Raw genomic sequence first — 25,764 nt, 5'->3', positions numbered from 1 at the left:
GCTGCCACTGTGCTTTGAGGATTTCATATCCAGCATAGTGTAGACGCCTATGGTTACGAGAACATAAAAACAACGGATATGTAATGAGGTGGCAGTTCTGGCACGTCAGGAAATAGATCACCAGCCCCTGTTGTTTTGTTTTGCGTCTCAGCAACACCCCCTCCTATAATTGCCCATTGCTGCGATGTGTCCGGTGCTTCGTCGCACGCTCCCTTGCCAACAAAAAAGGAAAATAAAATGCTGAAATCCCGTTCCTTGATCGCTGTTGCTGCGGCGACTCTGCTGCTCAGCTCTGCGGCGAACGCTCAATACAAAGATGAATACACGGTTTCTACCGTACTGCCGTCGGCGTTTCCCTGGGGCCAGGCTGCGGATAAATGGGTCGAGTTGGTGAAAGAACGCTCGGAAGGGCGCATTAACATGAAGATCTACAGCAATTCACAACTGGTTTCGGGGGATCAGACCAAAGAGTTCTCCGCCATGCGTTCAGGGCTGATCGATATGGCCGTGGGCTCCACCATCAACTGGTCGCCTCAGGTTCCGGAACTGAACCTGTTCTCCTTGCCATTCCTGATGCCTGACAACGCGGCCATCGATGCCATCACCCAGGGCGATGCAGGTAAAGCCGTATTTGAAGCGATCGAAAAGCGCGGCGTAACTCCGCTGGCGTGGGGCGAGAACGGCTTCCGCGAGTTGTCGAATTCCAAGCTCGCTATCAGTGAACCAGCCGACCTGGAAGGCCTGAAAATCCGGGTTGTAGGTTCGCCATTGTTTCAGGACACATTCTCCGAACTGGGCGCGAACCCGACCCAGATGAGCTGGGCGGATGCCAAGCCCGCACTGACCACCGGTGCAGTCGATGGCCAGGAAAACCCGCTGTCTGTTTTTGACGTGGCACGTATTGATCAGGTTGGGCAGGAGCATCTCACGTTGTGGCACTACATGGCCGATCCGCTGGTATTTGCGGTCAGCAACCGTGTTTGGGGCCAGTTCAATGCCGAAGATCAGGCACTTTTGAAGCAGGCGGCAATTGATGCCGGCAAGTGGGAAATCGAAAAATCCCGCGCCGAGCTTGAGGACACCTTACAAGCCATCAAGGACCGCGGTGTAACCGTTACGGAACTGACCCAGGCGCAGCACGATGCATTTGTAGAAGCAACCAGTGCAGTCTATGAAAAGTGGACACCGCGCATCGGGGAAGACCTGGTGAAGCAGGCCCAGTCTGCCGTCGCCAACCGCAAGCAGTAACTCGCTGTTGTACAGGCACCTGCCGGTTCCGGTGGGTGCTTATTCTGAAACGGAGTATTCATGCCCTCCCGTCCCCCGAAGTTCCGGCCGGAAGCCTGGCTGGCATCCCTGGCCTTGATCGCAATCTGTGTCATCAGCCTGGGCAACGTGATTGTCCGCTACACCACAGATGCCTCTTTTGCCTTCACCGAAGAGTTTTCGGTGTTTCTTCTGGTGCTGCTTACGTTCGCTGGCGCAGCCGTGGCCGCTCGCAACAATCAGCACATCCGTATTGAGCTGATTGAGCATTATTTGCCGTCCGCTGTGCTGAAGGGCCTGTTTGTCGTGCAATGGCTGGTGGGTGTGTCGGTTATGGGGGTAACCACCTGGTATGGCGCTATCTTTGCGATGCAGGAATACGACTGGGAGTCTCTGTCCCCCGGGTTAGGACTGCCAAACTGGATTTACGTGATCTGGCTGCCGCTGATGTCGGCGGCGATTATTATCCGGATGACCCAGAACTTCATCGACCGCCTGCGTGGCAAGAAAGACGCGGAGGTTATCCATGAGTCCTGATCTGTTGATGATCGGCAGCTTTCTTCTGGCCTTGCTGTTGGGCGTTCCCGTTGCCATTGCGCTGGGTTTTGGTGGGCTGGTGGGGATCGTCTCCGGTTTGTCACCCGACATGCTCGCCACCTTTGGCACCAATACCTACAACAGCGTGTCGAAGTATCCGCTTATCGCGATACCACTTTTCATTCTTACCGGTCTTATTTTCGAGCGTGCCGGTGTCGCGGCCAGCCTGGTGCGCTTTGCCCAGGCCATCATCGGCCCCCGCCACGGTAGCCTTACCGTTGTTGCGGTGCTGGTGTGTCTGATCATGGGTGGAATGAGCGGCTCAGGGCCGGCAGATGCGGCCGCAGTGGCCATGGTGATGCTGCCCAGTATGCGCAAGGCTGGTTATCCGCAGCCCTTTTCTGCTGCGCTGATTGCGGCTTCGTCGTCTACGGCTATTCTGATTCCGCCCTCGATTGCGTTGATTCTCTATTCCATTGTGGTGCCTGGCGTTGATTTGCGAGCGTTGTTTGCCGCCGGGTTGTTCCCCGGGATTCTTGCCGGCCTTTCACTGCTGGTGCCGGCGCTTTACCTTGCTCGCAAGTTCGGCTGGGAGAACCCGGAAACCTCCGAGCGACCGCCCTTGTGGCCCAGTTTCAAGGCCGCACTGCCTGCATTGTTTGCCCCGATTATCATCCTGGGTGGGCTTAGGTCCGGCCTGTTCACGCCTACGGAAGCTGCCGTTGTTGCGGTGGCCTACGGCATCATTGTGGGCTGTGTGGTATACCGGAATCTGAGTTTACGCAGCCTGTTTGATCTGATGACAGACGCGGCGGTGACCTCTGGCGTAGTCATGCTGATTATTGCTCTGGCGGGTATTTTTGCCTGGGCAGGAACCACTCTGGGTACCTTCCAGCATCTGGCAGATGCCTTGCTGTCTCTTTCAGATAACGGCTGGGTGTTGCTGGGCCTGGTAATGTTGCTGGTGCTGATTGCCGGCATGTTGCTGGATGCGGTATCGATTTACCTGATTCTCATCCCCATCGTGCTCCCCTTGATGAACCACTTTGGCTGGAACCCGGTATGGTTCGGTATCTTGCTGGCGATGAACATTGCTATAGGGCAGTTTACGCCGCCAGTGGCAGTGAACCTGATGGTTACAACACGTATTGCAAATATTCGCCTGGAGCATACAGTTGGGTGGGCGTTGGTGTTTATTGCCGCTATGAGCATAAGCCTGCTTCTGGTAGCGCTGATTCCGGGCATTGCGCTGTGGCTACCTGAGCAGCTAGGCTATGTGGTTGGCCCCTGGTAAGCCAGGCGCAAAAGCTGGCATCAGGTTGCCTTGTAGTCAGATTTTGCTGAATTGACGGTAGCAAAGGTGAAACGTGTTCGTGATAATTATTGATAGCCTGCAGCTATAGAATGATTGGGTATTACCAATTTTCTTTAAGTGTTCAGGGTCGTTACAGTAAGCACCATAAATTAACCAATAGGCAAACCAAGGAGTTTATTTGATGGGCATTATCAACTCTGAAATCAAACCGTTTAACGCAACCGCCTTCAAACAGGGCGAGTTCGTAGAAATTTCCGAAGCAGACGTTAAAGGTAAGTGGGGGATCTTTTTCTTCTACCCAGCTGATTTCACCTTCGTTTGCCCCACTGAGCTGGGCGACGTAGCGGATCACTACGAAGAGCTGCAGAAGATGGGCGTTGAAGTATTCTCTGTATCCACAGACACTCACTTCACCCACAAAGCATGGCACGACAGCTCCGAGACCATCGGCAAGATTCAGTACTACATGGTGGGCGACCAGACCGGCACCATCTCCAATAACTTTGGTGTGATGCGTGAAGGCCAGGGTCTTGCAGACCGTGCTACCTTCCTGATCGATCCGGATGGCGTTATCCAGGCGATGGAAATCACTGCGGAAGGCATTGGCCGTGATGCAGACGATCTGATGCGTAAAGTGAAAGCCGCTCAGTATGTACGCAACCATCCTGGCGAAGTTTGCCCGGCCAAGTGGAAGGAAGGCGAAGCTACCCTGTCTCCTTCACTGGATCTGGTTGGCAAGATCTAAGGTTCTCTTAAACAGGGAATCAATCGGAACAGGCTCGTTACACGGGCCTGCTTCTGCCAGAAAACCCCGGGCTACCGGGTTTTTTTGCGTTCAGGGTCATGGCAAATTAGCGGCTGCCCGCTGCGGTTGGGCCAATCTCTTTTTCTTGCAGGCGGATAACCATTTTGCTTAGTTCCCGAAGCCATAAGACCGAACTGGCGACCGCTGCACAAAACAGCCAGTCCTCAAGGCTCAGACTGACGGTGGAAAAAGGCTTTTGCAGGAAAGGCAGGTAGACCACCGCCATTTGCAACAACAGTGATCCGCCCACAGCAGCCCAAAGCCAGAGATTGGAGAACAGACCGCTAAAAGCGCTTTGTTCGTCAGATCGCGAAATGAACACGGTAAACATCGAGAATAAAACCAGGGTAGTAAAGGCCATGGTCTGGCCATAGGCAAGGGTGCCTGTACCAGCTATCAGGCCACCAGGCATGGAAGCATCAAGTACGAGAAGCGTGCCGGTTGCGGTAATAATACCGACGAAAACAATGCCGGCCCACATATCACGCGTCAGTATGCCTTCTCCCCTGGGCCTTGGTGGCTTGGTCATTGCCGCCCCATCGCCTGGATCCAGCCCGAGCGCCAGAGCCGGCGCGCCATCGCTGACCATGTTGATCCAGAGGATCTGGGTTGCCAACAGTGGCAGAGCCAGGCCAGCACCGTTTGCGGTCAGCCCGATTACATCGGCCAGAAGCACACCAAAGAACATGGTTAGTACTTCGCCGATGTTGGACGACAACAGGTAGCGCAGGAACTTTCGGATGTTGGCGAAGATTGTCCGGCCTTCCTCCACGGCAGCAACAATGGTGGCAAAGTTGTCGTCTGCCAGAATAATGTCCGAGGCCTTGCGGGAAACATCTGTGCCGTTAATACCCATGGCTATACCAATGTCTGCCGTTCTCAGGGCGGGAGCATCGTTCACTCCGTCGCCGGTCATGGCGACTATGTTCTTATCATTTTGCAGGGCTTTGACGATGCGTAGCTTATGCTCCGGGTTAACCCGGGCGTAAACGGAGACGTCCTGCACGGCCTGATACAAAGCTTCGTCCGTCATGCCGTCAATTTCTGCCCCGGTGATGGCTCGGCCATCTGTGCAGATGCCCAGCTCCGCCCCGATAACAGCGGCTGTAACCGGGTGATCGCCGGTAATCATGACGGGCCGGATACCAGCGCTTCGGGCCTGGGCAACAGCCTGTTTGGCTTCTTCACGGGGCGGATCAATCATGCCAATCAGGCCGACGAATATCAGATCCTGCTCGAGATCGTCGTCGATATTATCGGCTTCGAAGCCATCCTCCGGCAGGTAGCGGGCGGCAACACCGAGTGTACGCAGTGCTTCGCCGGCCAGTTGTTCGTTGGCTTGCAGGATCTCAGAACGACGTTCCTCGGTTAACGGGCGGCTAGTGTCTCCCAAGCGCTCCCGGTCACAGCGGCCCAGAAGAACATCCGGCGCGCCCTTGGTAAATACCTGAATATGCCCTTTGTGTTGGCTGTCGGTATGAAGCGTGGACATCATTTTCCGTTCGGATGAGAAAGGTACCTCACCAACCCGCTCATATCGGGCATCCAGGATCGCCTCCGTCAGTCCGATTTTTCTGGCAGCAACCAGAAGAGCGCCTTCGGTGGGGTCACCTTGTACGGTCCACTGGCCGTCGTCTTTTTGCAAAACCGCGTTGGTGGCGCGGTCGCCGACGGTGAGCGCCCGTTCCAGCTCCATTCGCAAAGGCTCGCTGATATCAACTGAACCGCTACTGGCCGATGCCGTGTGCACGGTAACGTCGCCTGTTGGCTCGTATCCTGTGCCGCCCAGGGTAACCCGACCACTGGCCGTAACAATCGCTTTCACGGTCATCTCGTTGCGGGTCAGGGTGCCAGTCTTGTCGGAGGCGATCACATTGGCTGCGCCAAGAGTCTCTACGGCTGCCAGGTGGCGCACAATGGCGTTACGGCGTGCCATGCGCTGGACCCCGAGGGCCAGGACAGCGGTGACTATAGCTGGCAGGCCTTCGGGTACAGCAGCCACTGCCAGGGCGACGCCAAGAATCAGAACATCGAACAGGGCGGAAAAGCCGGTGACGTGATCCACCAGAATAATGGTGAGGATTATCACCACCGCAATCATGATGACCACCAGCCCCAGCATTCTGCCAACTCGGGCAAGATCCTGCTGCAGTGGCGTGGTCTCTGGAGGTGCCTGCTCCAGCATACCGGCAATCTGGCCTATCTGAGACTGCATGCCGGTTGCGGTTACTATCGCCGTTCCGCGGCCATAGGTAACCGTAGTGCCGCTGAAAATCATGTTCTGGCGATCACCTATAGGGGCGTCGTCGATGATGGTTTCAGGGTCTTTGGATTCAGGAAGGCTTTCGCCGGTCAGTGTTGCTTCTGAGGTTTGCAGAGACACAGAGTGAATGAGCCGGCTGTCGGCGGGAATCGTATCGCCTTCTTCTACCAGGATAATATCACCGGCTACAAGCCTGGCTGCCGGGATACTCTGCTGTTGCCCGTCCCGTATGACCCGGGCCTGAGCGGCTGACATCTGCTGTAATTCTGCAACTGCCTGTTCCGCACGCGCCTGCTGGCTATAACCCATAGCAGCGTTAAAAAGCACAATGGCCAGAATCGCAATGGCTTCGTAGGGTAGAGGTGAGTCCTGCTCTATCAGCCACAGTGCCGAGGAGATGGCTGCGGCGAGCAGGAGCAGAATAACCAGCGTGTCGGAGAATTGGGCGAGCAGCTTGCGCCAGCCGGGGACTGGTCTGGAAGCGCTAAGCTCGTTCGGACCATCACGCTTCAGGCGTTGATCGGCTTCATCACCATCAAGGCCGGTTTGTCCGTTGCTGCCCAAAGCCGAGATGACGGCATCGGAAGAAAGTCTATAAGGCGCTAACGGCGATTGTTCGCTGGTCATGGCTATTCGTCCTTGTGACTGCGAAGTTCATAAGGATCATTGTAGCCATGAACCAGCTCTGAAAAGACGATCTGTATCAGGAACTGGCTGTATCGACACCGTACCGGGAGCCGCGTGCCTTAAGGCGATAGAATTCTTCGATCACCTCTGCCATGGCATCCGGGCAGTAGGGTCGCAGTCCGCCCAGTACCAGATGTTTCGTCACTTCGCCCACGGGTTTGCCATCAGAGATCAACCGGTAATCAAGGGTGACATTGCCACGCTTGCCATTTGCTTCCAGGTCGGCATTGTGCAGTTCCAACTCCGGTGACGCTGCGTCCAGGCTGTCCAGAGTGAGACTCATGCTGGCGTACATCACCATGGGGCGATCCGGGTTGAACATCACATTCTTTGATTCCATAAGTGGCTTCAGAGTGTGTGGGAAGTTCTTGCCGGAGGCCGCCACATAGCAGCGAATAAACTCTTCGATCACTTGTCTGTCCCGGGTTACCTCGCCGCTACGGGTTACTTCCAGGTAGACCTTGCCGTTCTGATCGCACACTTCGATGGTTTCGTCATCGCTTTCCCGGAACTCCAGAGGGACGCCGTCACCCAGCAGTGCACGGAACTGGAAGGTCATGTGTCGTGAAAGCCCGAAGCGTGCGACGACCACGGCAAAAAGAAGGTCTCCGGGAACGCAGAAACGGCGTGCGTCCGGATCGTGAATCGGGTTGAAATCCCCGGCCACTTCTTTTGCGAACAGACTGGCCTGAGATGCGGAAATGTGTACGCATCCGTTCTGGGTTGAGTGATAACGATCTGGAAACATGTGCTGCTTATCCTGAGTGCAAAGGGTGACGTTGCGACGCCTGGTAACATGGTACCGGGGTAAGGCTTGGATGGGTATTCGCTATTCGTAACCGCATCAAAGTAATAATAGCAACTGCCTATCAATTGGTTTGCATCAATTAATTTGAGCTTTTTTAAGCCACTCCGTATCTTTGGAATATATCTTAATCACAGATCACTATGATTTTACGGATTCTGGCGGTCAGCCTAAAGAACTCAAGAGGGGAATCGTTACATGTTGGATGCCAATATCAAGCAACAATTGAAGGCTTATATGGAAAAGCTGCAGCAGCCGATTGAGCTGGTGGCAGCCTATGATGATAGCGATAAGTCCCAGGAGCTGAAGCAGCTTCTGGAAGAAATCGAGCCGATGTCCGAGAAAATCAGCTTGCGCACGGAAGCTTCGAACGATGTGCGTCGCCCTTCCTTCGCGATAAACCGCATTGGCAGCGATATGGGCGTTCGCTTCGCCGGCATTCCGATGGGGCACGAGTTTACTTCTCTGGTTCTCGCGTTGCTGCAAGTCGGTGGGCACCCTTCCAAGGCGTCGCAGGAAGTGATCGAACAAATCCAGCAATTGGACGGTGACTTCGAGTTTGAGACCTATTTTTCCCTGTCGTGTCAGAATTGCCCGGATGTGGTTCAGGCGCTGAACCTGATGAGTGTTTTGAACCCGGGTGTGCGTCACACGGCCATTGATGGTGCTTTGTTCCAGGATGAAGTGGAAAAGCGCGAAGTTATGGCCGTACCGAGCGTTTACCTGAATGGAGAACCCTGGGGCCAGGGCCGCATGACGCTGGAAGAAATCGTTTCCAGGCTGGACACCAAGTCTGAGGAAAAAGAAGCAGAGAAGATCAACCAGAAAGACACCTTCGAGGTTCTGGTGATTGGTGGCGGGCCGGCTGGCTCAGCAGCAGCAATCTACGCAGCGCGTAAAGGTATCTCTACCGGTATTGCCGCCGATCGTTTCGGTGGACAGGTAGCCGACACCATGGGTATCGAGAACCTGATTTCCGTGCCTTATACCGAAGGCCCGAAACTGGTTGCCGCCATGGAGCAGCACGTTAAAGAATATGACGTCGATATCATGAACATGCAGCATGCCGAGAAGCTGATTCCGGCTGCCAAGCGTGGAATGCCACACGAGGTCCGTCTGGCTAATGGTGCGTCGCTCAAGGCCCGCACGATTGTGCTGTCCACCGGTGCTCGCTGGCGCCCGCTGGGTGTTCCGGGAGAGGATGAATACCGTAACAAAGGTGTTGCCTATTGCCCTCACTGTGACGGCCCGCTGTTCAAGGGTAAACACGTTGCGGTGATCGGTGGTGGTAACTCCGGTGTGGAAGCTGCCATCGACCTGGCCGGTATCGTTGGTCATGTCACATTGATTGAGTTTGGTGCTGAAATGCGCGCAGACGATGTGCTGCAGAAAAAGCTGCGCAGTCTCAACAATGTGGACATTATTACCTCTGGTCAGACCACGGAAGTGGTTGGCGAGAACGGCAGAGTGAGCGGCCTGAACTACACGGACCGCAACACCGGTGAAAACCACCATGTGGCTTTGGAAGGCGTGTTCGTCCAGATCGGCCTGGTACCCAACACCGAGTGGCTGAAAGGCGATATCGAGTTGAGCCAGCATGGAGAGATCATCATTAACGATCGTAACGAGACATCCATTCCTGGTGTCTTTGCGGCCGGTGATGCGACAACCGTGCCCTACAAGCAGATTGTGATTTCGATGGGGGAGGGCTCGAAAGCTGCGTTGAGTGCTTTTGACTTCCTGATTCGCAATTCTGTGGAATAAGGTAATTGGCAGGAGGGGTGGGAGCCCGATCAGGTTCCCGGCTCTGGTTCGTAAACGGCACTCCCACAGCAGGCGAGTGCCGTTTTGCGTTTCAGCGCCCGGATATATCTTGCGCCAGACTTCCATCGACTATTTCTGGTGCACCTTCTTCTGAAAACAGGTGACCGTAAGCCTCTTTTATTCCGGACAAAATGAAGTTGTGGGGAACGTCGTCGAAAAGACCGTGATCGTTCACGTATTCCATATGTGCTTCACCGGCCTCGGTATATTCCTGAAAAATGGAGTCGTTGACGCCATCAAACTCCAGGGGCTCTACGTTCATCAATTCGCAAAGCTGTTTGTTAAACGCCGGCGTTGCTTTCACCCAGCGACCGTTGAGATATAGCTCGATAAACCCGTGCATGCGGAAGATGTCTGAACGCAGCCATTCGATCAGTTTCGGGCTTGAGAGATGATTGCGCACATCGGCAAGGCCCAGGCGGCTGGGTATGCCGATGGACCTTGCTGCTGCGCCCAGCAATACCGCCTTGGGAATGCAGTAGCTTTCGCCGGTTTTGAGAGCATAGCTGGCGCTGAAGGTTTCGGGTTCGGGGCGGAAAATGTAGGGGTTGTAGCTCACGCTGTCCCGGGCTGCCAGATACAGGGCCTTTGCCTGTTCTACCTTATCTTCAGGTACGCCCTCCAGTCGGGCCGCAATCCAGGCCTTCAGTTCAGGCTGGTTGTAGTCAAAAAACTCAGTGGGCTGGAGGTATCGATCCATAATCAGGCATCCGGTTCAAGGCATCAGGCTTTGATAGTCGCCAATTAGCAAGCTACAGGCAATGGCGATAACGGCCAGGATGATTGCCAATATAGACCACCGCTACCGGTCAGCTGTCCCGGGCAAGCTCATAGGCACACATGTTGACTGCGGAAGCCAGATTCAGGGATTCGATTTCGCCTTTGCCTGAAATGGTGTAGGGCGTTGCTGCCAACTGAGCCAGTACTTCCTGTGGTACACCTCGGGCTTCATTCCCAAATAGATAGCAATCGTGCGTGCTGAAGGGCTCCGATGTCAGTTTGTCGCCGTTCAGATCGAGGCAGGCGATAGAATGGTAGCGGTTGCTCAGGCTATCCAGGGGGACGTCAGTTTCCACCGGTACGTGGAATATGGCACCCATGCTGGCGCGCACTACTTTCGGATTATAGGGGTCGACGCTGCCGGGGCTCAGAAGGCAGCGAAATCCGCCAAACCAGGCCAAAGTGCGTAAAATTGTCCCCAGGTTTCCAGGATCCTGGACTTCGTGCAGGTAAACCGCTTTTTCGCCGGGCTCCGCTGCAGGCTCGAGGCCTTTCTCCGGCATGGGCACCACGGCAAGAATCCCTTGAGGCGTGCGGGTATCGGCAAGCTGGGCCATCTGGCGATCATTAACCTGGTGGGTTTTGAATGGACTTGCCCAATGTTCAAACGCGCCGGTGACATAAAGCTCGGAAGCGTTCAGCCGGGGCTGGCGGGCTGCTGCTTTCTGGAGTTCCAGCACCAGATGCTCGCCTTCGACCAGATAGTGGCCCAGTGCCTGACGGTATTTTTTCTGATGCAGTTTTTTTATGTCATCCAGCTTCACGATTCGCTTCCGCTGTTGGTGGCCAGATCTTCCAGCATGGCCAGAGCCAGAGCTTCGGCAACCTTGATGCCGTCCACACCGGCCGAAAGAATACCGCCCGCGTAACCTGCGCCTTCTCCTGCCGGGTATAGCCCCCGGGTATTCAGGCTCTGCAGGCTGGTTCGATCCCGGGTGATGCGCACCGGTGAAGAGGTGCGGGTTTCAATGCCGGTCAGAATGGCATCTTTCCGGTCGAAGCCCCGGATCTGCTTGCCGAAAGCCGGCAGGGCCTCGCGGATGGCGTCGATGGCGTAGGGCGGCAGCGAAGGTGCAAGATCGCCCAGTTTGATACCCGGCTTGTAAGAAGGCTCTACCTCACCCAGTTCGCTGGAGGGTTTGCGTTTGATGAAATCGCCCACCAGCTGCGCGGGCGCGCAATAATCACTGCCGCCAAGCGTATAGGCCTTTGACTCCAGAGCTTCCTGCATATCCACGCCGGCCAGAGGGCCTCCGGGAAAGTCTTCTTCCGGATGAATAGCCACCACAATGCCGGCATTGGCGTTGCGCTCATTGCGGGAATACTGGCTCATACCGTTGGTGACGACCCGGCCGGGTTCCGAGGTTGCAGCGACTACGGTTCCCCCAGGACACATGCAAAAACTGTAAACCGCGCGCCCGTTGCTGGCGTGATACACCAGTTTATAGTCCGCAGCTCCCAGCGCGGGATGACCGGCGTATTTGCCCAGGCGAGCGTTGTCGATGAGCGATTGCGGATGCTCGATGCGAAAGCCGATGGCAAAGGGCTTGGCTTCAATAAACACGTCATTGCGTTGCAGCATTCGAAAGACATCGCGCGCGCTGTGACCGACAGACAAAATCACATATCGGCTGTGCAGTTGTTCTCCGGTGTCCAGCTCTACGCCCTCAATGCGGCCGTTGTCGATGAGCAAGTCAGTGACTTTGCTTTCAAAACGAATCTCGCCGCCCAGGCGAATAATTTCCTCGCGCATGGTGGACACCACACCCGTCAGCCGGAAGGTTCCTATGTGGGGCTTGCTGACGTACAGGATCTCTTCCGGTGCACCGGCCCGGATAAACTCGTGCATCACCTTGCGACCAAAGAATTTCGGATCCTTGATCTGGCTGTACAGCTTGCCGTCCGAGAACAGGCCAGCACCGCCTTCACCAAACTGGACGTTGGATTCCGGTGAAAGCTGCTTTTTCCGCCACAGGGCCCAGGTGTCTTTGGTACGGCTGCGCACGTTCTTGCCGCGCTCCAGTACAATCGGGCGGAACCCCATCTGGGCCAGAATCAGGGCTGCAAACAACCCGCAGGGGCCGAAGCCGATCACGATCGGGCGCTCGGTGAGGCCGGCGGGCGCCTGTGCAACGGGATAATAGGCGGTATCCGGCGCCAGCCGCACGTGCTGGTCTTTTTCAAAGCGGGCTAGAATGGCCTCTTCATTCCGGGCGTTAAGATCAACAATGTAAACGAACTTGATCTCGGAATTTTTCTTGCGGGCGTCGTAACTGCGCTTGAAGACGGTGAAATCTGCCAGATCGGCGTCGTCGATGCCCAGCCGTTCGAGGATTGCGGCTCGCAGGGCGCTTTCGGGGTGGTCCAGTGGCAGCGCCAGTTCGGTAAGGCGGATCATAGTAGGTCCTGCCCGGATCTCGCCGTCGGTGACGGGTTAATAGCCGGTGATAAAAGAATCGGAAAATGTTGCGGCAATTGTACGTGCGCCCGGCCCGGATGTCAGGATTTTGCCGCAGGCGGATGGGACACGTAGAATGGTGCGTCCGCTTTCCCCTTTTGATGAGTCCCTATGGCCCGATCCAAAAGCAGTAACCGCTGGCTTGAAGAGCACGTGAACGACCCCTTCGTAAAACAGGCGCAGGTGGACGGCTATCGCTCGCGGGCCAGTTACAAGCTTCTTGAAATCAACAAGAAGGATCGGCTGATTGCTCCCAATATGGTGGTGATGGATCTTGGCTCCGCGCCGGGTGGCTGGTCGCAAGTGGCCGTCAATCTGGTCGGCCACAAGGGCAGGCTGCTGGCCTCTGACATATTGCCTATGGACGCCATTGCCGGGGTGGAATTCATTCAGGGCGACTTCACTGAAGACTCGGTATTTGAAGAGATCATGACCAAACTGGGAGACAGCCCGGTGGATGTGGTGATTTCGGATATGGCGCCGAACATAAGCGGGGTAACGGTGGCCGACCAGGCATCTTCCATGTATCTGGTGGAGTTGGCATTGGATATGGCCTGTCAGGTGCTCAAGCCCAAAGGCAGTTTCGTCGCCAAGGTGTTTCAGGGTGAAGGCTATGAAGAATTCCTGAAAGCCGCCAGGGCGGTGTTCGATAAGGTGGTGGTGCGCAAGCCGGATTCGTCCCGCGCCCGCTCCCGGGAAGTCTATGTGGTTGGCAAGGGCTTCAAGGGCTGACCCCCCCTCCCCATCGGATATGCAAAAAAAGGGGCACCTGCAATCACAGCAGGGCCCCGCAAAAGGACTCGTTTATCTTACAGGCTTGCCTGAAGTACTCGGCGACATACATCAGGCGTGATATCACCGTGTTCACCAAGTGCGACCATGCCGTGGCTTTCCAGGCTTTCAATTAGTGACTCAATGTCGCTTTCGCCCAGATCGTAATCGCTGAGGCGGGTTTTCACACCGAGTGATTCAAAGAAGTTACGGGTTTTGGCAATGGCGGCTTCTGCCCTCTCTTCGGGAGTGCCATCCCGGATATCCCAGACGCGTTCACCGTACTGGACCAGTTTGTCGAGCTTCTCAGCCTTGCGTTCACGTAGCATTGATGGCAATACAATCGCCAGTGTCTGGGCGTGATCAAGATTGTGCAGGGCGGTCAGCTCATGCCCCAGCATGTGGGTGGACCAGTCCTGCGGGACGCCGCTGCCGATCAGGCCGTTCAAGGCCAGCGTCGCTGTCCACATCAGACTGGCACGGATCTCGTAGTTCTCGGGGTCAGCCAGTGCCTGTTTGCCGATTTCGGTCAATGTCAGTAGCAGCCCTTCTGCGAAGCGATCCTGAACCGGAGCCTGGGCTGGATAGGTCAGGTATTGCTCCACCACATGGACGAAGGCATCGACAACCCCATTACCTACCTGGCGTAACGGCAGAGTGTAGGTTTTAGTAGGGTCGAGTACTGAGAACTGCGGGAACACCAGGTCACTGTGGAACGGCAGCTTTGCTTTCAGTGACTTGCGAGTGACTACTGCGCCTTTGTTCATCTCGGAACCGGTGGCCGGCAAAGTGAGTACAGAGCCGAAGGGCAGAGCGCGTTTAATGTTGTTACCGCCTTGCAGCAGAATATCCCACTCGTCGCCCTCGAAAACGGCCGCCGCGGCCACAAATTTGGTGCCGTCGATAACGGATCCGCCGCCTACAGCAAGCAGAAAGTCGACGTTTTGCTCTCGCACCTGGGCAACTGCTTTCATCAGGGTTTCGAAGCTCGGGTTTGGTTCAATGCCGCCAAACTCTGAAACCTGGCGGTTGCCAAGGGATGATTTCACTTCAGCCAGGGTGCCGGTACGGCGGGCGCTCTCTCCGCCGAAGAGCACCAGCACTTTGGCGTCTTGGGGCACGAGCTTATCAAGCTCGGCAATTTTACCTTCTCCAAAAGCGATGCGGGTCGGGTTGTAAAAATCAAAGTTGTTCATTCTCAATCCTCATAGTGGGTCTGGGATACGAAAGGAATAGACCGGTCGACTAGTTTCGATGTAAAAAAATAAGGCCTGTTGGCCATTTGCTTGTAGAGGCTTTCCTAGCCTGAAAGTAATTCCTGAGTTAAGACCATCGCATACGTCATGTGCTGATTGTCTCGATGGAGCTTGGTCAGCAGGCTGGCGCCTAACCATAGCTGGTAGAGACTGGCGGCCAGTTGTCGGGAATCCTGGTCGGGCAACGACCCCTCGGCTATTGCGACATCAATGCACTCGGCGATATTGCTGATGATGTTGCCGGTGCCATCCCGCAGTGTGAGGCGCATAGCCTCAGATAGATCGGCGACTTCGGCACTGAGTTTGACCACCAGGCAATCCTTGAGTCCTTCTGGGCCGCAGTATTGGTGTTGCCAATCAACCCAATAACTCATAAGTCGATCCAGCGCCGGTTCGGGGCCGTCGTTGAAACGCACCGCAAGGTTTTGCATATAACCGTCGAAATAATCTTCCAGCACTGCCTGGCCGAAGCTTTCTTTCGACTTGAAGTAGTGATAGAAGGAACCTTTCGGCACACCTGCCTGTTGAAGAATAGTACTCAATCCAACCGAACTGAAACCCCGTGCAGCAAGGATTTCGCGGCCGGTGTCCAGCAGGTGTTGGCAGGTATTGTGGTGTTTATCCATGGCAGAAGGATAAAGCCTACTAGACCGGTCGTCTAGTAGTTGTTAACCCCTATGTTCATTTCCAGTTCTCGAAGCCTTGCATCACGTTCACTGCATTAACGCCGATGGCGTCCACGTCGTAACCGCCTTCCATGGTGAATACGGTGGGTAGCCCTAACTGCTCAATGCGCTTGCCCAGCGACAGGTAATCCGCCGATTTCAGTTTAAAGAATGAGATCGGGTCGTCTTCAAACGTATCTACCCCCAGGGCAATAACCAGAGTGTCCGGCTTGAATGCTGCAATGCGTTCGCAGGCGGTTTCCAGACCCTTGCTCCAGGCGCCATAGGGCGTTCCCGGAGGGTAAACGATATTCAGGTTATAGCCTTCACCTTCTCCCTCACCGGCTTCATCCTCGAAACCGAGGAAGTGGGGGAATACCAGGTCCGGATCGCCGTGCAGGCTGATTGTCAGCACATCGCTGCGGCCATAGAAGATGGCCTGGGTACCGTTGCCATGGTGGAAGTCCACATCGAGAATGGCAACACGTTCGCAACCCTGATCCCGAAAGGCCTGGGCTGTAATGGCTGCGTTGTTGAAGAAACAGTAGCCACCGAACAGGTCGGCATGGGCGTGGTGGCCAGGCGGTCGGCACAGGGCGAAAACGGCCCGCTCACCATTGGCAACCAGCTTCTGAGCCGTCAGTGCGACGTTGGCAGAAGCGCGGGCCGCTTCCCATGTACCGTCGGAAATGGAGGTCTCGGCGGCAAAGCTGTAGTAGCCGAGACGGCCGTCAATGTCTTTGGGTACCCGTGGCCGCATGCCCCGGCCACACCAGACGGCGGGGATGGCTTCTCCCGGTTTGCCTTCCGCTACCCAGTCCGTCCAGCAGTGCTCAAGAAATTCCACGTAATCCGCTGTGTGCACGCGTTTGACCGGCTCGAGGCCAAACTCTTCCGGCCCTAGTACGTCACCGAGCATTTGCGCTTTTACGCGTGCAAGGATGGTCTCTGCCCGGGACGGTTTTTCGTGGGGTTGAATCAATATGCCGCCATCCAGTTCAGTTTTGACTGAGCGGAGGCTATGCAGTGGTGAGAAGACGGTTTTCATCAAGAATTTATCCCGGTCAGCTTGTCTTAAGACTTTGCCACAGCCCTTGATACGGCTCAAATGAAACCATGGTGTTTAAGCGCTGGATTTTCGGCTATTGTCAGACAGTGTTGTTGTGTTAAAAAATGTCTTGTGCACCTGTATAAAACCAAATGTAGAGGGACCAGATTATGTCGAGCGATAGTTATCACGAGCCAGTTGGTGAACTGACGGATGAAACCCGCGAAATGCACCGCGCCGTGGTTTCCCTGATGGAGGAGTTTGAGGCGGTTGATTGGTACAACCAGCGGGTGGATGCCTGCAAGGATGCCGAGTTGAAAGCGATTCTTGAGCACAACCGTGACGAGGAAAAAGAACATGCGGCTATGGTGCTCGAGTGGATCCGTCGTAAGGATCCGGTGATGGACAAGCACTTGCGGGAGTTTCTGTTTACAGAAGGGCCGATTGGCCACCACGACTGACCGGGTACATACGTCATGCTTTACCCTTTGTCGACGCTCGCGCTGGCGCCGGTTCTTATTGGCCAGGGGCGGCATGTACGCAGAGTAACGCCGCGCTTGCCAGAGCCTGAGGGCGAGCGCCAGGGCGTTGCTGGTAAAGGGCCGGAGCTTCGGCTGCTTATCCTTGGGGATTCAGCTGCCGCCGGTGTGGGCGTGAGCAACCAACAGGACGCACTGGTGGGGCAGTTGGTCAGAAACCTGGCCAGTGATCATCGCGTGATCTGGAGTGTGCTGGCGGAAACAGGTCGTAAAGCAGTCGATGTTCTGGAGGCAGTCAAAGCTTCAGCGGAAGATCGCTACGATGTAGTGCTCGTCTCGGTTGGTGTAAACGACGTTACCGGCCGCACCAGCACACAGCAGTGGCTTTCGGCTCTGAACGAGCTTTCGGACTGCCTGCTACACGATCTGGGTGCCACCCGAGTTCTGTTCACCGCTATTCCTCCCATGCATCTGTTCCCGTCCTTACCTCAGCCCTTACGCTGGTATCTGGGTATGCGGGCCAGGCAGTTGAACGGACTGATGGAAAGTATCTGCAGCCGTCGCAGTAACCTTGAATACCTTTGTGTTTCCTTTCCTTTCGAGCCCGGGTTTATGGCTTCGGATGGCTTCCACCCTGGCCTGGATGCTTACCGGCTATGGGCAGAGCATTCTGCCACTAGTATCCGAAAACTGGCCTAAACCGCAGCAACCTGCGACCGTGCGGGCCAATTTTTCATGGTACTCCGTTGCGTTATCTTGATTTCCAGTGCGTTGCCAGAATAACGACAATGGAATCGAGAGGCCGGTTATGAGCGAACAGCATTTTGATGTATTGATTATTGGTGCCGGGGTGTCCGGTATCGGTATGGCCTGCCATCTGAAGCGGGAATGCCCGGGCAAGTCCTTCGCCATTCTGGAACGGCGCCAGACGCTCGGCGGGACCTGGGACCTCTTCCGCTATCCGGGCATACGTTCAGATTCCGACATGTTCACATTTGGCTACAACTTCCGCCCCTGGACCGGCGGCAAGGTGCTGGCGGATGGCGCTTCCATTAAACAGTATGTGGCTGAAACAGCCAAAGAGTATGACGTTGAGCGGCACATCCGGTATGGCCGGGCGGTGCAAACTGCAGATTGGTCCAGTGTGGATAAATGCTGGAAACTGATTGCTTTGAATGAAGCGAGCGGCAAGCCTGAAACCTACACCGCCAGCTTTCTGATTGGATGTACCGGCTACTATAACTATGATCAGGGTTATAAGCCGGATTTCCCCGGAGAGGCGGATTTTACAGGCGTTATTGTGCACCCTCAGCACTGGCCGGAAGGCCTGAATTACGAGGGCAAAAAAGTCGTGGTTATTGGCAGTGGGGCGACGGCGATTACCCTGGTGCCCACTCTGGCCGAAGAAGCCGGCCACGTGACCATGCTGCAGCGCTCACCGACCTACCTGGTGCCCATGCCGTCCACAGATAAGATAACGCTCGCGTTGCAAAGGGTGCTGTCTCCCAAGGCCGCCTACCGACTGACCCGGGCCCGAAACATCTCCATGTCCCGTTTTTTATATCAACGCTCCCGTAAAAGCCCGGCAACTATGCGCCGCCTGTTTCTGGGCATTATCAAGCGGCAGGTTGGCGATAAAGCCGATATGCGCCACTTCACGCCAGACTACAACCCCTGGGATCAGCGCTTATGCGTGGTGAAAGACGGCGACCTGTTCAAGGCGTTGAAAACGGGCAGGGCGTCTATCGCAACCGATCACATCCAGCGCTTCACTAAAAATGGCATTCAACTGGAATCCGGCGCGCACCTGGACGCAGACATCATTATTCCGGCCACGGGCCTGGATATTCAGATGCTTGGGGGCGTAAAGCCACGGGTGGACGGCCAGGAAGTGATTCTGAAAGATAAAGTTGTCTACAAGAATGTGATGGTAGAAGGGGTGCCCAATGCGGGTATGATTTTCGGGTACACCAATATTTCCTGGACCCTGAAAGCGGATATCGCGAGTGAATATCTTTGCCGCCTGATTAACCACATGGACCGGCGAGGCAGGCGTGTGGCACTTGCCAGAGATACCGGCAACAGTCTCGGTAAAGACACCGTGTTGGGCTCTCTGGATGCAGGCTACATAAAGCGGGCTCAGGATCGGCTTCCACGCCAGGGCACTCACGGCCCCTGGAAGTCTTCCCAGAACTATCTGGCAGATGTAAAAATCCTGCGGTTTGAACCCATTGAAGACGGATATATCGAGTTTGATGGCGAGAAGACCAGAGCCCAGGAGTACAAGCCTCGAGGTTTTCTGCGACCCTTGCGCTCGGCGCTGTTTGGCAGCTAGGTAAAATCATTTGCCCGGCTTCTTGGAGAGGCATGAATGGTCTAGTATGGGCCTTGTCATTCATAAAGAGGAAGCGCTTGATGAATATGTTCAGGATCGTCGTATTACCCCTACTTTTAGTACTGTGTGCGAGTGCAGCCCATGCTGCAGACGGCCTGATTGTGGTCAAAAGCAATCACAGCGTAGCGGCCACCGCTGACAAACTTGAAGCGGCTCTGAGCGAAAATGGTATGAAAATCATGAACCGGATCAATCATGCCGCTGGTGCCGAGTCTGTGGGTTTGGAGTTGCGACCGACTGAGGTGGTGATTTTTGGCAACCCGAAAGTGGGTTCACCACTCATGCAGTGCGCCCAGAGTGTGGCAGTCGATTTGCCCCAGAAAGCGTTAATATGGGAAGACGAGAGTGGGCAAGTCTGGCTCGGTTATAACGACCCCGAGTACCTGAAAGCCAGGCACGCTATTGAGGGCTGCGACGCAGTGCTGGAAAAAGTGAGTGGCGCTCTGTCGAATTTTGCCGGCGCCGCAACCCGCTGAGAGCTAAAGCCATAAGGAAGCTAAGGGTATCCCCATAATTGCGGATACCCGATAAGGCACCGGGCCCCTAAAATGCCCGGCTTTGACGCTCGGGACATGCACTCTTGCTGCTGATACGCTCTGCTCTTGCTTATATTGCCCTTGTGGCTGCTGTTTTCGTACTGTTTCCCGGTATGGCGGGCCTGGGTGCCGGAGCAGTCAGCCTTGCGGTGATTCTGGGGTGGCGGGACATGCGAAGGGTGCCCAGGGCTGTTTTCCTGGTGGCAGTGCTGGCACTGGTGTTTGCGTTAGGGCGTGACCCGGGCCTGATTGGCGCTGCGGCGGGGAATATGAGCCGCTTGGCGGGGCTCGTACTGGCGGTGATGCTCTTGTCGTCCGTACTTGGTCGTACCCGTGATTTACAGCAGATTTCCTCCAGCCTGTTTGGAGGTAATTCATCCGTTCGCTACCTGAGCCTGTCGTTCGGTACCTCTCTTGTTTCCGTACCTCTGAATTTTGGATCTGTGGCCGTCGTCGGTAGCCTGGTGGGTGAGCGTGTGCGCAGCAGTGGTGATTCGCCAGCTACCCGTAACGCAACCCGTGCGGTGTTACGAGGCTTTGGTGTCTCGCCTACGTTTTCTCCGCTATCGATCTCTGTTGTACTCACGCTCACGCTGTTGCCGGGGCTGGGCAGTCTTGATCTGTTGTTGTTCACCGTCCCGTTTTCTGCCGCTATCGTTTTATGTGGTCTGATCTGGCGCGAGCCGGAAAGCGCGCAACAAATGGATGCCCCTACGGGCAAGGCTGGTCTGGCGCCGTGGTTACGATTCGGGGCGCTCATTTTGGCCATCTGTGCGGGTGTGTTCCTGCTTAGCCAGCGTTATCAACTCAGCTATGCCCATGCGGTGACCCTCAGTTGTTTAGCCGCGGTTCTTGGCGCAAGGATTCTGGCCTGGAGTCGCAACACGAACCCGCCGCTGGTCAATATGTCTAACGTCAGTAACGAGCTGGCGATTGTGGGTGGGTCTGCATTTATTGGCTCGGTGATCAGCGGTGCTGTGCTGGGGCAGATAAGTGGTGACCCGAATGTGCCGGCCTGGCTTTGGCCTGTCATAGCAGCCTGCGTTCCCTGGGTGTTCTTTGCGGCCGGTCTGGCCGGTATTAATCCGATTGTGATAGGCACCCTCGCGGGCGGTATTCTAGGCGCTATCTGGCCTGGCGATGCACTGATCGGCCTGGGTATTGGCATGGTAACAGGCTGGGGGATAACCGCCTTTGGAACCCCCTTTGCTGCCAATGCTCTTATTATGGAGCGCCTGACAGGCTATAGAGCCATGGATGCTTCATTCCGCTGGAACCTCCGCTTGTCTCTTGTGGGGCTGACGGCTGCGAGCCTTCTTGCTGCGGTTGTTACTGTCGTTAGGGTGTAGGCAGTGATAATCCCCTATGGCTAATTCTACAGGCCTCTGTTAAGGTTCTCCGCATCCTGCCTCTAGGGATTCCGCACTTTCGGGCTTTAAGCCTTCTTGCGAACTATCCATACGACCTGTCAGAGGACGTCACCCCGATTGCCGGCGCGTGACTGTAGTCGTCTTTTATTCCATGAATCTTCATGGCATCTGCCCGCATTCGCCGAAACGGTGTTCGTGGAGGCAGAACAATCAAGAGTTAATCTTATATGAGTTTTTCTTCACTCGGTCTTTCCGAGCAACTGGTTCGTGCAACGGCTGACCAGGGCTATGAAACCCCATCCCCCATTCAGCTTCAGGCTATTCCCGCCGTACTTTCCGGTAAGGATGTTATGGCTGCAGCCCAGACGGGAACAGGTAAAACAGCTGGTTTTACATTGCCACTACTGCAGCGCCTGGCTGAGAAGCCCCGCACGGGCAAGGGGCCTCGCGTGCTTATTCTGGCGCCCACACGGGAGCTGGCTGCGCAGGTTCACGACAGCGTAAATCTTTACAGCAAGTATGTTCCCACCAAGGCCGCAGTGGTTTTTGGTGGCGTAAAAATCAACCCGCAGATGATGAAGCTGCGCAAAGGCCTGGACGTACTGGTTGCAACTCCTGGTCGCCTGATGGACCTGTATCAGCAGAATGCTGTGAAGTTCAACGAAGTGGAAATCCTGGTGCTGGACGAAGCCGATCGCATGCTGGACATGGGCTTTATCCGCGACATTAAAAAGATCCTGGCACTGCTGCCGGCCAAGCGTCAGAACCTTTTGTTCTCAGCGACTTTCTCTGGCGAAATTCGCGCTTTGGCACAAGGCCTTCTGAACAACCCGGTACAAATCGATGTGGCGGTAAGGAACACCACTGCCGAGACGGTAAAGCAGTCGGTTTACGCAGTGGATCAGAGCCAGAAAACCGCTCTGCTAAGCAAGCTGGTGCGTGATAACAGCTGGGAACAGGTGCTGGTATTTACCCGCACTAAACACGGTGCTAACCGCCTGACCCAGAAGCTGGAAAAAGACGGCATTACTGCAGCAGCCATTCATGGCAACAAGTCTCAAGGGGCGCGTACCCGTGCTTTGGCTAACTTTAAAGCTGGAGAAGTGCGTGTGCTGGTGGCCACCGATATCGCAGCCCGTGGGCTTGATATCAAGCAGTTGCCGCAAGTAGTTAACTTTGAATTGCCCAACGTGCCGGAAGACTACGTACACCGCATTGGTCGGACCGGACGGGCAGGTGAAAGTGGCCACGCGTTGTCGTTGGTTAGTGCTGATGAACTGAAGATGTTGGTTGGCATTGAAAAGCTGATCAAGAAGCAGTTGCCCCGCAAGGAAATGGAAGGTTTCGAGCCGAAGAATCACGTGGCCATGAAACCCAAGGCCAAGGCGGATCCGAGCAAGGCGCGCAATCGAAGCGGCGGTAATGGCGGTGGAAACGGTCGCCCTGGTGGCAAGCCGCGCAGCTTCGGTGACAAGCCTGGCGGTCGTAGTGGGGGCCGCAGCCAGAGTGGCAATGGCCAGCGTGGGCGTTCAGGTCAACGCCAGACTCAGGGTGCCTGAAGCCTTCTGGCTATGCAGGTAACTGATTAAACAATGCGGAGCTTCGGCTCCGCATTGTTGTTTGTGGTGTCTGACTTTCTTGCTGCAGATGCACTAGTATCCAGAATTCAGCTCTTTGCGGGACAAGGCTTTTCCACTCATGCACCAAAGCGTTTCTTTAAAACAACAGCTGGGTTTAACACGCCCGACAAAGCTGTGTGAAGACAGGCACTTTGTGGTGGCGTTAATTGCCGGCTGCAGCCTGAGTGTCGCTATTGGCGCCTTGGCGGGCAGAGGCGCCGAGCTTGATACAAGCTGGATGGCATTGGTTTCTCTGGTTTTGTGGGCTCCGGTGGTCGAGGAGTTTGCCTTTCGCGGTGTTGTACAGGGCTACCTGGGTGACACTGCGTTTGGCAAACGTTGTCTGGCTGGGCTTTCTTTCGCTAATCTGATTGCAGCGCTTCTGTTTACGGTCTGGCACCTGGTCTACAGAACCGATCTTCTGGCTTGGCTGGTGTTTTTTCCGGCGCTGGCGTTCGGCTACTTCCGGGATCGTCACGGGTCACTGGTGCCTTGTGTGATTCTTCACGGCGCCTGGAACGCTGCTCTGTTACCTGGCTGGTATCTGTTTTCCTGAGCCCCACAAAAAACCCGGCGCTGATTTCAGCGCCGGGTTTTTTAGTATTGCCGACCCGTTTTAAGAGCGGGCTTTCAAGCTACGTACTGTCAGGCCGCCGATAGCAAGCGCCGTCAGAAGAAGCAGGGTTGGATCAAACGGTGCACCCGGACTATAGCTGCAGCCGACAAGCGTGCCGTCACCTTCGTCGGTTTCTACAACCTCATCTGGCAGGTCGACCACGGTTGACTCACGGTACATCGCAACAGTGTTGTCGCCTTGAACTTCGTTCCATACCGCAAACAACCGGTTCCCGGCCGGGGTCATCCGAATCTGAGACTCATAGTCCTCCACACCTTCTGCTTCGCCGGCGAACGTAACAACCGGTGTTACGTAATCCCCATTGTTTTCGACGCGGGCAGCGTAGAGATCCAGTTCACTGGTCTCATCGTTGCTCCAGGCTGAAACGTTGGTCTGCTTGCCCCAAGCCAGGTAGAAAACGCCCTTGTCCTGACACTCTTCTGGGTCAGTTGAGCACTTGTCGGTTGAGCCGGGCGTTCCAACCAGACGGGGTTCGCGAACGTTGACGGTGGTATCGGTTTCGTTGCTCAGGTTTTCCGGTGCAGACCAGGTCTGGTTAACACCGTCGTAGTGGCGCAGGTAGAAGTTATAGTTTTGGGTGTTGGTGTAGAGCAGTTCCGCCAGCACCGGTGTGTAGGTATAACCGATGTACAGGTCATCGCCCCGCAGCAAGCCGCGGTGTGCGTTGGCACTCTCTTCAACTTTCAGATTGGTGTCATCAGAAAGCGTGGAGTTTGCAATGTCCGCATCCGCCGTAATCTGGGCGTCTTCTGCCCGGCTGCTCATATTAAGGGCTGGCTCGTTGTTCAGAGCAATGGCTGTAGCCAAGTCTGAAACGGCACAGTTAGCGTCAACCGCCGGTACCATTTCGGCAGGGGAGAAGCCATTGCCACCCGTCACACCGTTTGCGTTCACGATACCTTTACGCAGCATGATGTCCGAAGGGCCGCCCTGGGTGAATTCACCTTCCTTCCAGAAAATGCCCAAACGCATGCCGCTGGCCGCTCCGGGTTCTTTCTGGGGTACGAAGCGAACACGGCGGGCGTTCAGTGCAGGGTTACTGATGATACATCCAGCCTCATCCAAGTCCTGGTTGTTCCAATCAAAGGTGTGGTAGCGAACATATTTGCCCTCATCCAACCCGTCGGAGCCTTTGGTCTCTTCGTAGGCAAGAATAACCTGTGGAACTGAATCCAGGCTACCAAGCTGCAGCGCCAGGTTGGCACGAGAGGCGCCTGCTCGCCCGCCTTCGACGCTGTCGGAAACATCATTGCCGGCGGCATCCCTGACGACATCGAAGTTACCGGAAGCGGTCTGAGTATCATCATAGTTGTCGGTTACCCGCACCGGCGTTGTCCAGATACCTTTTTCCTGGGTAGTCCAGTTTTCGAGTGCATGGCTAATCCAGATATCACTGCCGTGGCTGGTATTGGAGCCGGAGGCACCATCACCCGGGCCTTCCGCTTCGCCTCGTTGCAGGCCGCGGGGATCTTCCTGCCAGGTGAATGCCCACTGTCCTGTTCCAAGACCACGGCTTACGTCTTGTTTGGCATCCCGCTCGCCGGTAGAAAGCTGCTGGGGCTCCGACCAGGTAACGCCGTTATCTACGCTGGTTGCTGCATAGGCGCAGCTGAAGGGAACTTCGCGGTTTTCCAGTGACCGATAGCTGACCATGCGCTGGGCAGTTGGTTGGCCTTCCTCGCCCTCACAGAATTTATCTACCCAGGTAACTACAACACGGGAGCCCGCATTGAAAATGTTAGGTTTGTCTGAATCGCCCGGGAAAGGTTTAGCCTCTCTGGTAGTACTTACAATTTCACCGTCTGCATCAAGAGTATTGGTGTAACCATCCCAGTCTGTTTCGATGGAGTGCTTAGAGGCGGTATTCGAAATATTAACTTTTGCTGTCCAGTTTTCAGCCTGGTCGCAATCGGCCGCACAAGTCCGCACGAAAAGATCCCTGGCAGGGCGCTCCCCCTGGGCCTTTACGTCATAAATGGTGTAGCTATCCGGGTCGAGATAGTCGCCGTACACAGAAACCAATCGACCATTGGCCATCCGTACAATTTTGGTTTTATTGGCACCGCCGTTGCTGTCCAACCGGACGGAATCACTAAAACTGAGGCCATTAGCAGCGATGGCCGCTCCCGGTAAGGCAAAAGTAGCTGCGATTGCAGCGAGAAGAGCGTGTTTCTTCATGTGTCACCTTCCATCTCAATTGGAATGAACTTTTCATTTATAAGTTTTCAGCCTATCGATATAATTTAAA

The 25,764-nt window shown here is 55.4% G+C and carries 22 protein-coding genes; 13 read left to right on the top strand and 9 right to left on the bottom strand.

What is annotated here, in order from left to right; translation table 11 throughout:
* Window positions 1–237: 237 nt before the first annotated feature.
* From Q4501_RS05910 to ahpC, 4 genes are all read left to right on the top strand, one after another.
* A complete protein-coding gene (locus Q4501_RS05910) occupies window positions 238–1,248 on the top strand; it encodes a DctP family TRAP transporter solute-binding subunit (protein ID WP_303595032.1) in 1,011 nt (336 codons plus the stop codon).
* 60 nt (window positions 1,249–1,308) lie between these two features.
* Window positions 1,309–1,803, top strand: a complete 495-nt coding sequence (locus Q4501_RS05905; RefSeq protein ID WP_303595031.1) for a TRAP transporter small permease — start codon at window positions 1,309–1,311, stop codon at window positions 1,801–1,803.
* Window positions 1,793–3,097, top strand: a complete 1,305-nt coding sequence (locus Q4501_RS05900; RefSeq protein ID WP_303595029.1) for a TRAP transporter large permease — start codon at window positions 1,793–1,795, stop codon at window positions 3,095–3,097. The genes Q4501_RS05905 and Q4501_RS05900 overlap by 11 nt, the downstream gene beginning before the upstream one ends.
* A gap of 202 nt (window positions 3,098–3,299) precedes the next feature.
* Complete coding sequence (gene ahpC / locus Q4501_RS05895) at window positions 3,300–3,863, top strand: alkyl hydroperoxide reductase subunit C (RefSeq protein ID WP_303595028.1); 564 nt, start codon at window positions 3,300–3,302, stop codon at window positions 3,861–3,863.
* 106 nt (window positions 3,864–3,969) lie between these two features.
* On the opposite strand, the gene Q4501_RS05890 is transcribed toward ahpC, so the two are convergent.
* On the bottom strand, window positions 3,970–6,813 hold the full coding sequence (locus tag Q4501_RS05890; RefSeq protein WP_303595026.1) for a cation-translocating P-type ATPase: 2,844 nt from the start codon (window positions 6,811–6,813) through the stop codon (window positions 3,970–3,972).
* Window positions 6,814–6,889: 76 nt separating this feature from the next.
* Window positions 6,890–7,621 (bottom strand): DUF3581 domain-containing protein, encoded by a 732-nt coding sequence (locus tag Q4501_RS05885; RefSeq protein ID WP_303595025.1) that lies wholly within the window; start codon window positions 7,619–7,621, stop codon window positions 6,890–6,892.
* 255 nt (window positions 7,622–7,876) lie between these two features.
* Between Q4501_RS05885 and ahpF the strand changes: the two genes are divergently transcribed.
* Window positions 7,877–9,442 (top strand): alkyl hydroperoxide reductase subunit F, encoded by a 1,566-nt coding sequence (ahpF, locus tag Q4501_RS05880; protein ID WP_303595024.1) that lies wholly within the window; start codon window positions 7,877–7,879, stop codon window positions 9,440–9,442.
* Window positions 9,443–9,533: 91 nt separating this feature from the next.
* Here ahpF and Q4501_RS05875 read toward each other — a convergent pair whose 3' ends face one another.
* From Q4501_RS05875 to Q4501_RS05865, 3 genes are all read right to left on the bottom strand, one after another.
* Window positions 9,534–10,202: a transglutaminase family protein gene (locus Q4501_RS05875; RefSeq protein ID WP_303595023.1), complete on the bottom strand. Its 669-nt coding sequence runs from the start codon at window positions 10,200–10,202 to the stop codon at window positions 9,534–9,536.
* A 109-nt stretch (window positions 10,203–10,311) separates the two neighbouring features.
* Window positions 10,312–11,046, bottom strand: coding sequence for an RNA methyltransferase (locus Q4501_RS05870; protein WP_303595022.1), 735 nt, complete (start codon window positions 11,044–11,046; stop codon window positions 10,312–10,314).
* Window positions 11,043–12,680, bottom strand: coding sequence for an NAD(P)/FAD-dependent oxidoreductase (locus Q4501_RS05865; RefSeq protein ID WP_303595020.1), 1,638 nt, complete (start codon window positions 12,678–12,680; stop codon window positions 11,043–11,045). The genes Q4501_RS05870 and Q4501_RS05865 overlap by 4 nt, the downstream gene beginning before the upstream one ends.
* Before the next feature lie 171 nt (window positions 12,681–12,851).
* Between Q4501_RS05865 and rlmE the strand changes: the two genes are divergently transcribed.
* Entirely contained in the window at window positions 12,852–13,472 is a 621-nt protein-coding gene (gene rlmE / locus Q4501_RS05860; protein ID WP_303595019.1) for a 23S rRNA (uridine(2552)-2'-O)-methyltransferase RlmE, read from the top strand.
* 77 nt (window positions 13,473–13,549) lie between these two features.
* On the opposite strand, the gene Q4501_RS05855 is transcribed toward rlmE, so the two are convergent.
* From Q4501_RS05855 to Q4501_RS05845, 3 genes are all read right to left on the bottom strand, one after another.
* Complete coding sequence (locus tag Q4501_RS05855) at window positions 13,550–14,707, bottom strand: iron-containing alcohol dehydrogenase (RefSeq protein ID WP_303595018.1); 1,158 nt, start codon at window positions 14,705–14,707, stop codon at window positions 13,550–13,552.
* A gap of 104 nt (window positions 14,708–14,811) precedes the next feature.
* Window positions 14,812–15,393 carry a TetR/AcrR family transcriptional regulator gene (locus Q4501_RS05850; RefSeq protein ID WP_303595016.1) on the bottom strand — a complete coding sequence of 194 codons (582 nt, stop codon included), beginning with the start codon at window positions 15,391–15,393 and terminating at the stop codon, window positions 14,812–14,814.
* Between the two features lie 55 nt (window positions 15,394–15,448).
* On the bottom strand, window positions 15,449–16,480 hold the full coding sequence (locus Q4501_RS05845; RefSeq protein WP_303595014.1) for a histone deacetylase family protein: 1,032 nt from the start codon (window positions 16,478–16,480) through the stop codon (window positions 15,449–15,451).
* Window positions 16,481–16,650: 170 nt separating this feature from the next.
* On the opposite strand from Q4501_RS05845, the gene Q4501_RS05840 reads away from it, so the two are divergent.
* From Q4501_RS05840 to mrtJ, 7 genes are all read left to right on the top strand, one after another.
* Complete coding sequence (locus tag Q4501_RS05840; protein ID WP_303595012.1) at window positions 16,651–16,941, top strand: ferritin-like domain-containing protein; 291 nt, start codon at window positions 16,651–16,653, stop codon at window positions 16,939–16,941.
* Window positions 16,942–16,956: 15 nt separating this feature from the next.
* Window positions 16,957–17,658, top strand: coding sequence for an SGNH/GDSL hydrolase family protein (locus tag Q4501_RS05835; RefSeq protein WP_303595011.1), 702 nt, complete (start codon window positions 16,957–16,959; stop codon window positions 17,656–17,658).
* A 109-nt stretch (window positions 17,659–17,767) separates the two neighbouring features.
* The gene (locus Q4501_RS05830) at window positions 17,768–19,294 is read left to right on the top strand and encodes an NAD(P)/FAD-dependent oxidoreductase (RefSeq protein WP_303595009.1); all 1,527 of its coding nucleotides are present in this window, start codon (window positions 17,768–17,770) and stop codon (window positions 19,292–19,294) included.
* Between the two features lie 80 nt (window positions 19,295–19,374).
* Entirely contained in the window at window positions 19,375–19,830 is a 456-nt protein-coding gene (locus tag Q4501_RS05825) for a DUF302 domain-containing protein (protein WP_303595007.1), read from the top strand.
* 104 nt (window positions 19,831–19,934) lie between these two features.
* Complete coding sequence (locus tag Q4501_RS05820) at window positions 19,935–21,239, top strand: hypothetical protein (protein ID WP_303595005.1); 1,305 nt, start codon at window positions 19,935–19,937, stop codon at window positions 21,237–21,239.
* Between the two features lie 248 nt (window positions 21,240–21,487).
* The gene (locus Q4501_RS05815; protein WP_303595003.1) at window positions 21,488–22,819 is read left to right on the top strand and encodes a DEAD/DEAH box helicase; all 1,332 of its coding nucleotides are present in this window, start codon (window positions 21,488–21,490) and stop codon (window positions 22,817–22,819) included.
* A gap of 217 nt (window positions 22,820–23,036) precedes the next feature.
* Complete coding sequence (gene mrtJ, locus Q4501_RS05810) at window positions 23,037–23,435, top strand: JDVT-CTERM system glutamic-type intramembrane protease (RefSeq protein WP_303595001.1); 399 nt, start codon at window positions 23,037–23,039, stop codon at window positions 23,433–23,435.
* A 60-nt stretch (window positions 23,436–23,495) separates the two neighbouring features.
* Here mrtJ and Q4501_RS05805 read toward each other — a convergent pair whose 3' ends face one another.
* The gene (locus Q4501_RS05805; protein WP_303594999.1) at window positions 23,496–25,694 is read right to left on the bottom strand and encodes a choice-of-anchor O protein; all 2,199 of its coding nucleotides are present in this window, start codon (window positions 25,692–25,694) and stop codon (window positions 23,496–23,498) included.
* Between the last annotated feature and the right edge of the window lie 70 nt (window positions 25,695–25,764).

This window comes from Marinobacter sp. 2_MG-2023 (genome assembly GCF_030546935.1).
GTDB lineage: Bacteria > Pseudomonadota > Gammaproteobacteria > Pseudomonadales > Oleiphilaceae > Marinobacter.
This window is presented reverse-complemented; position numbering and strand designations above follow the sequence as displayed.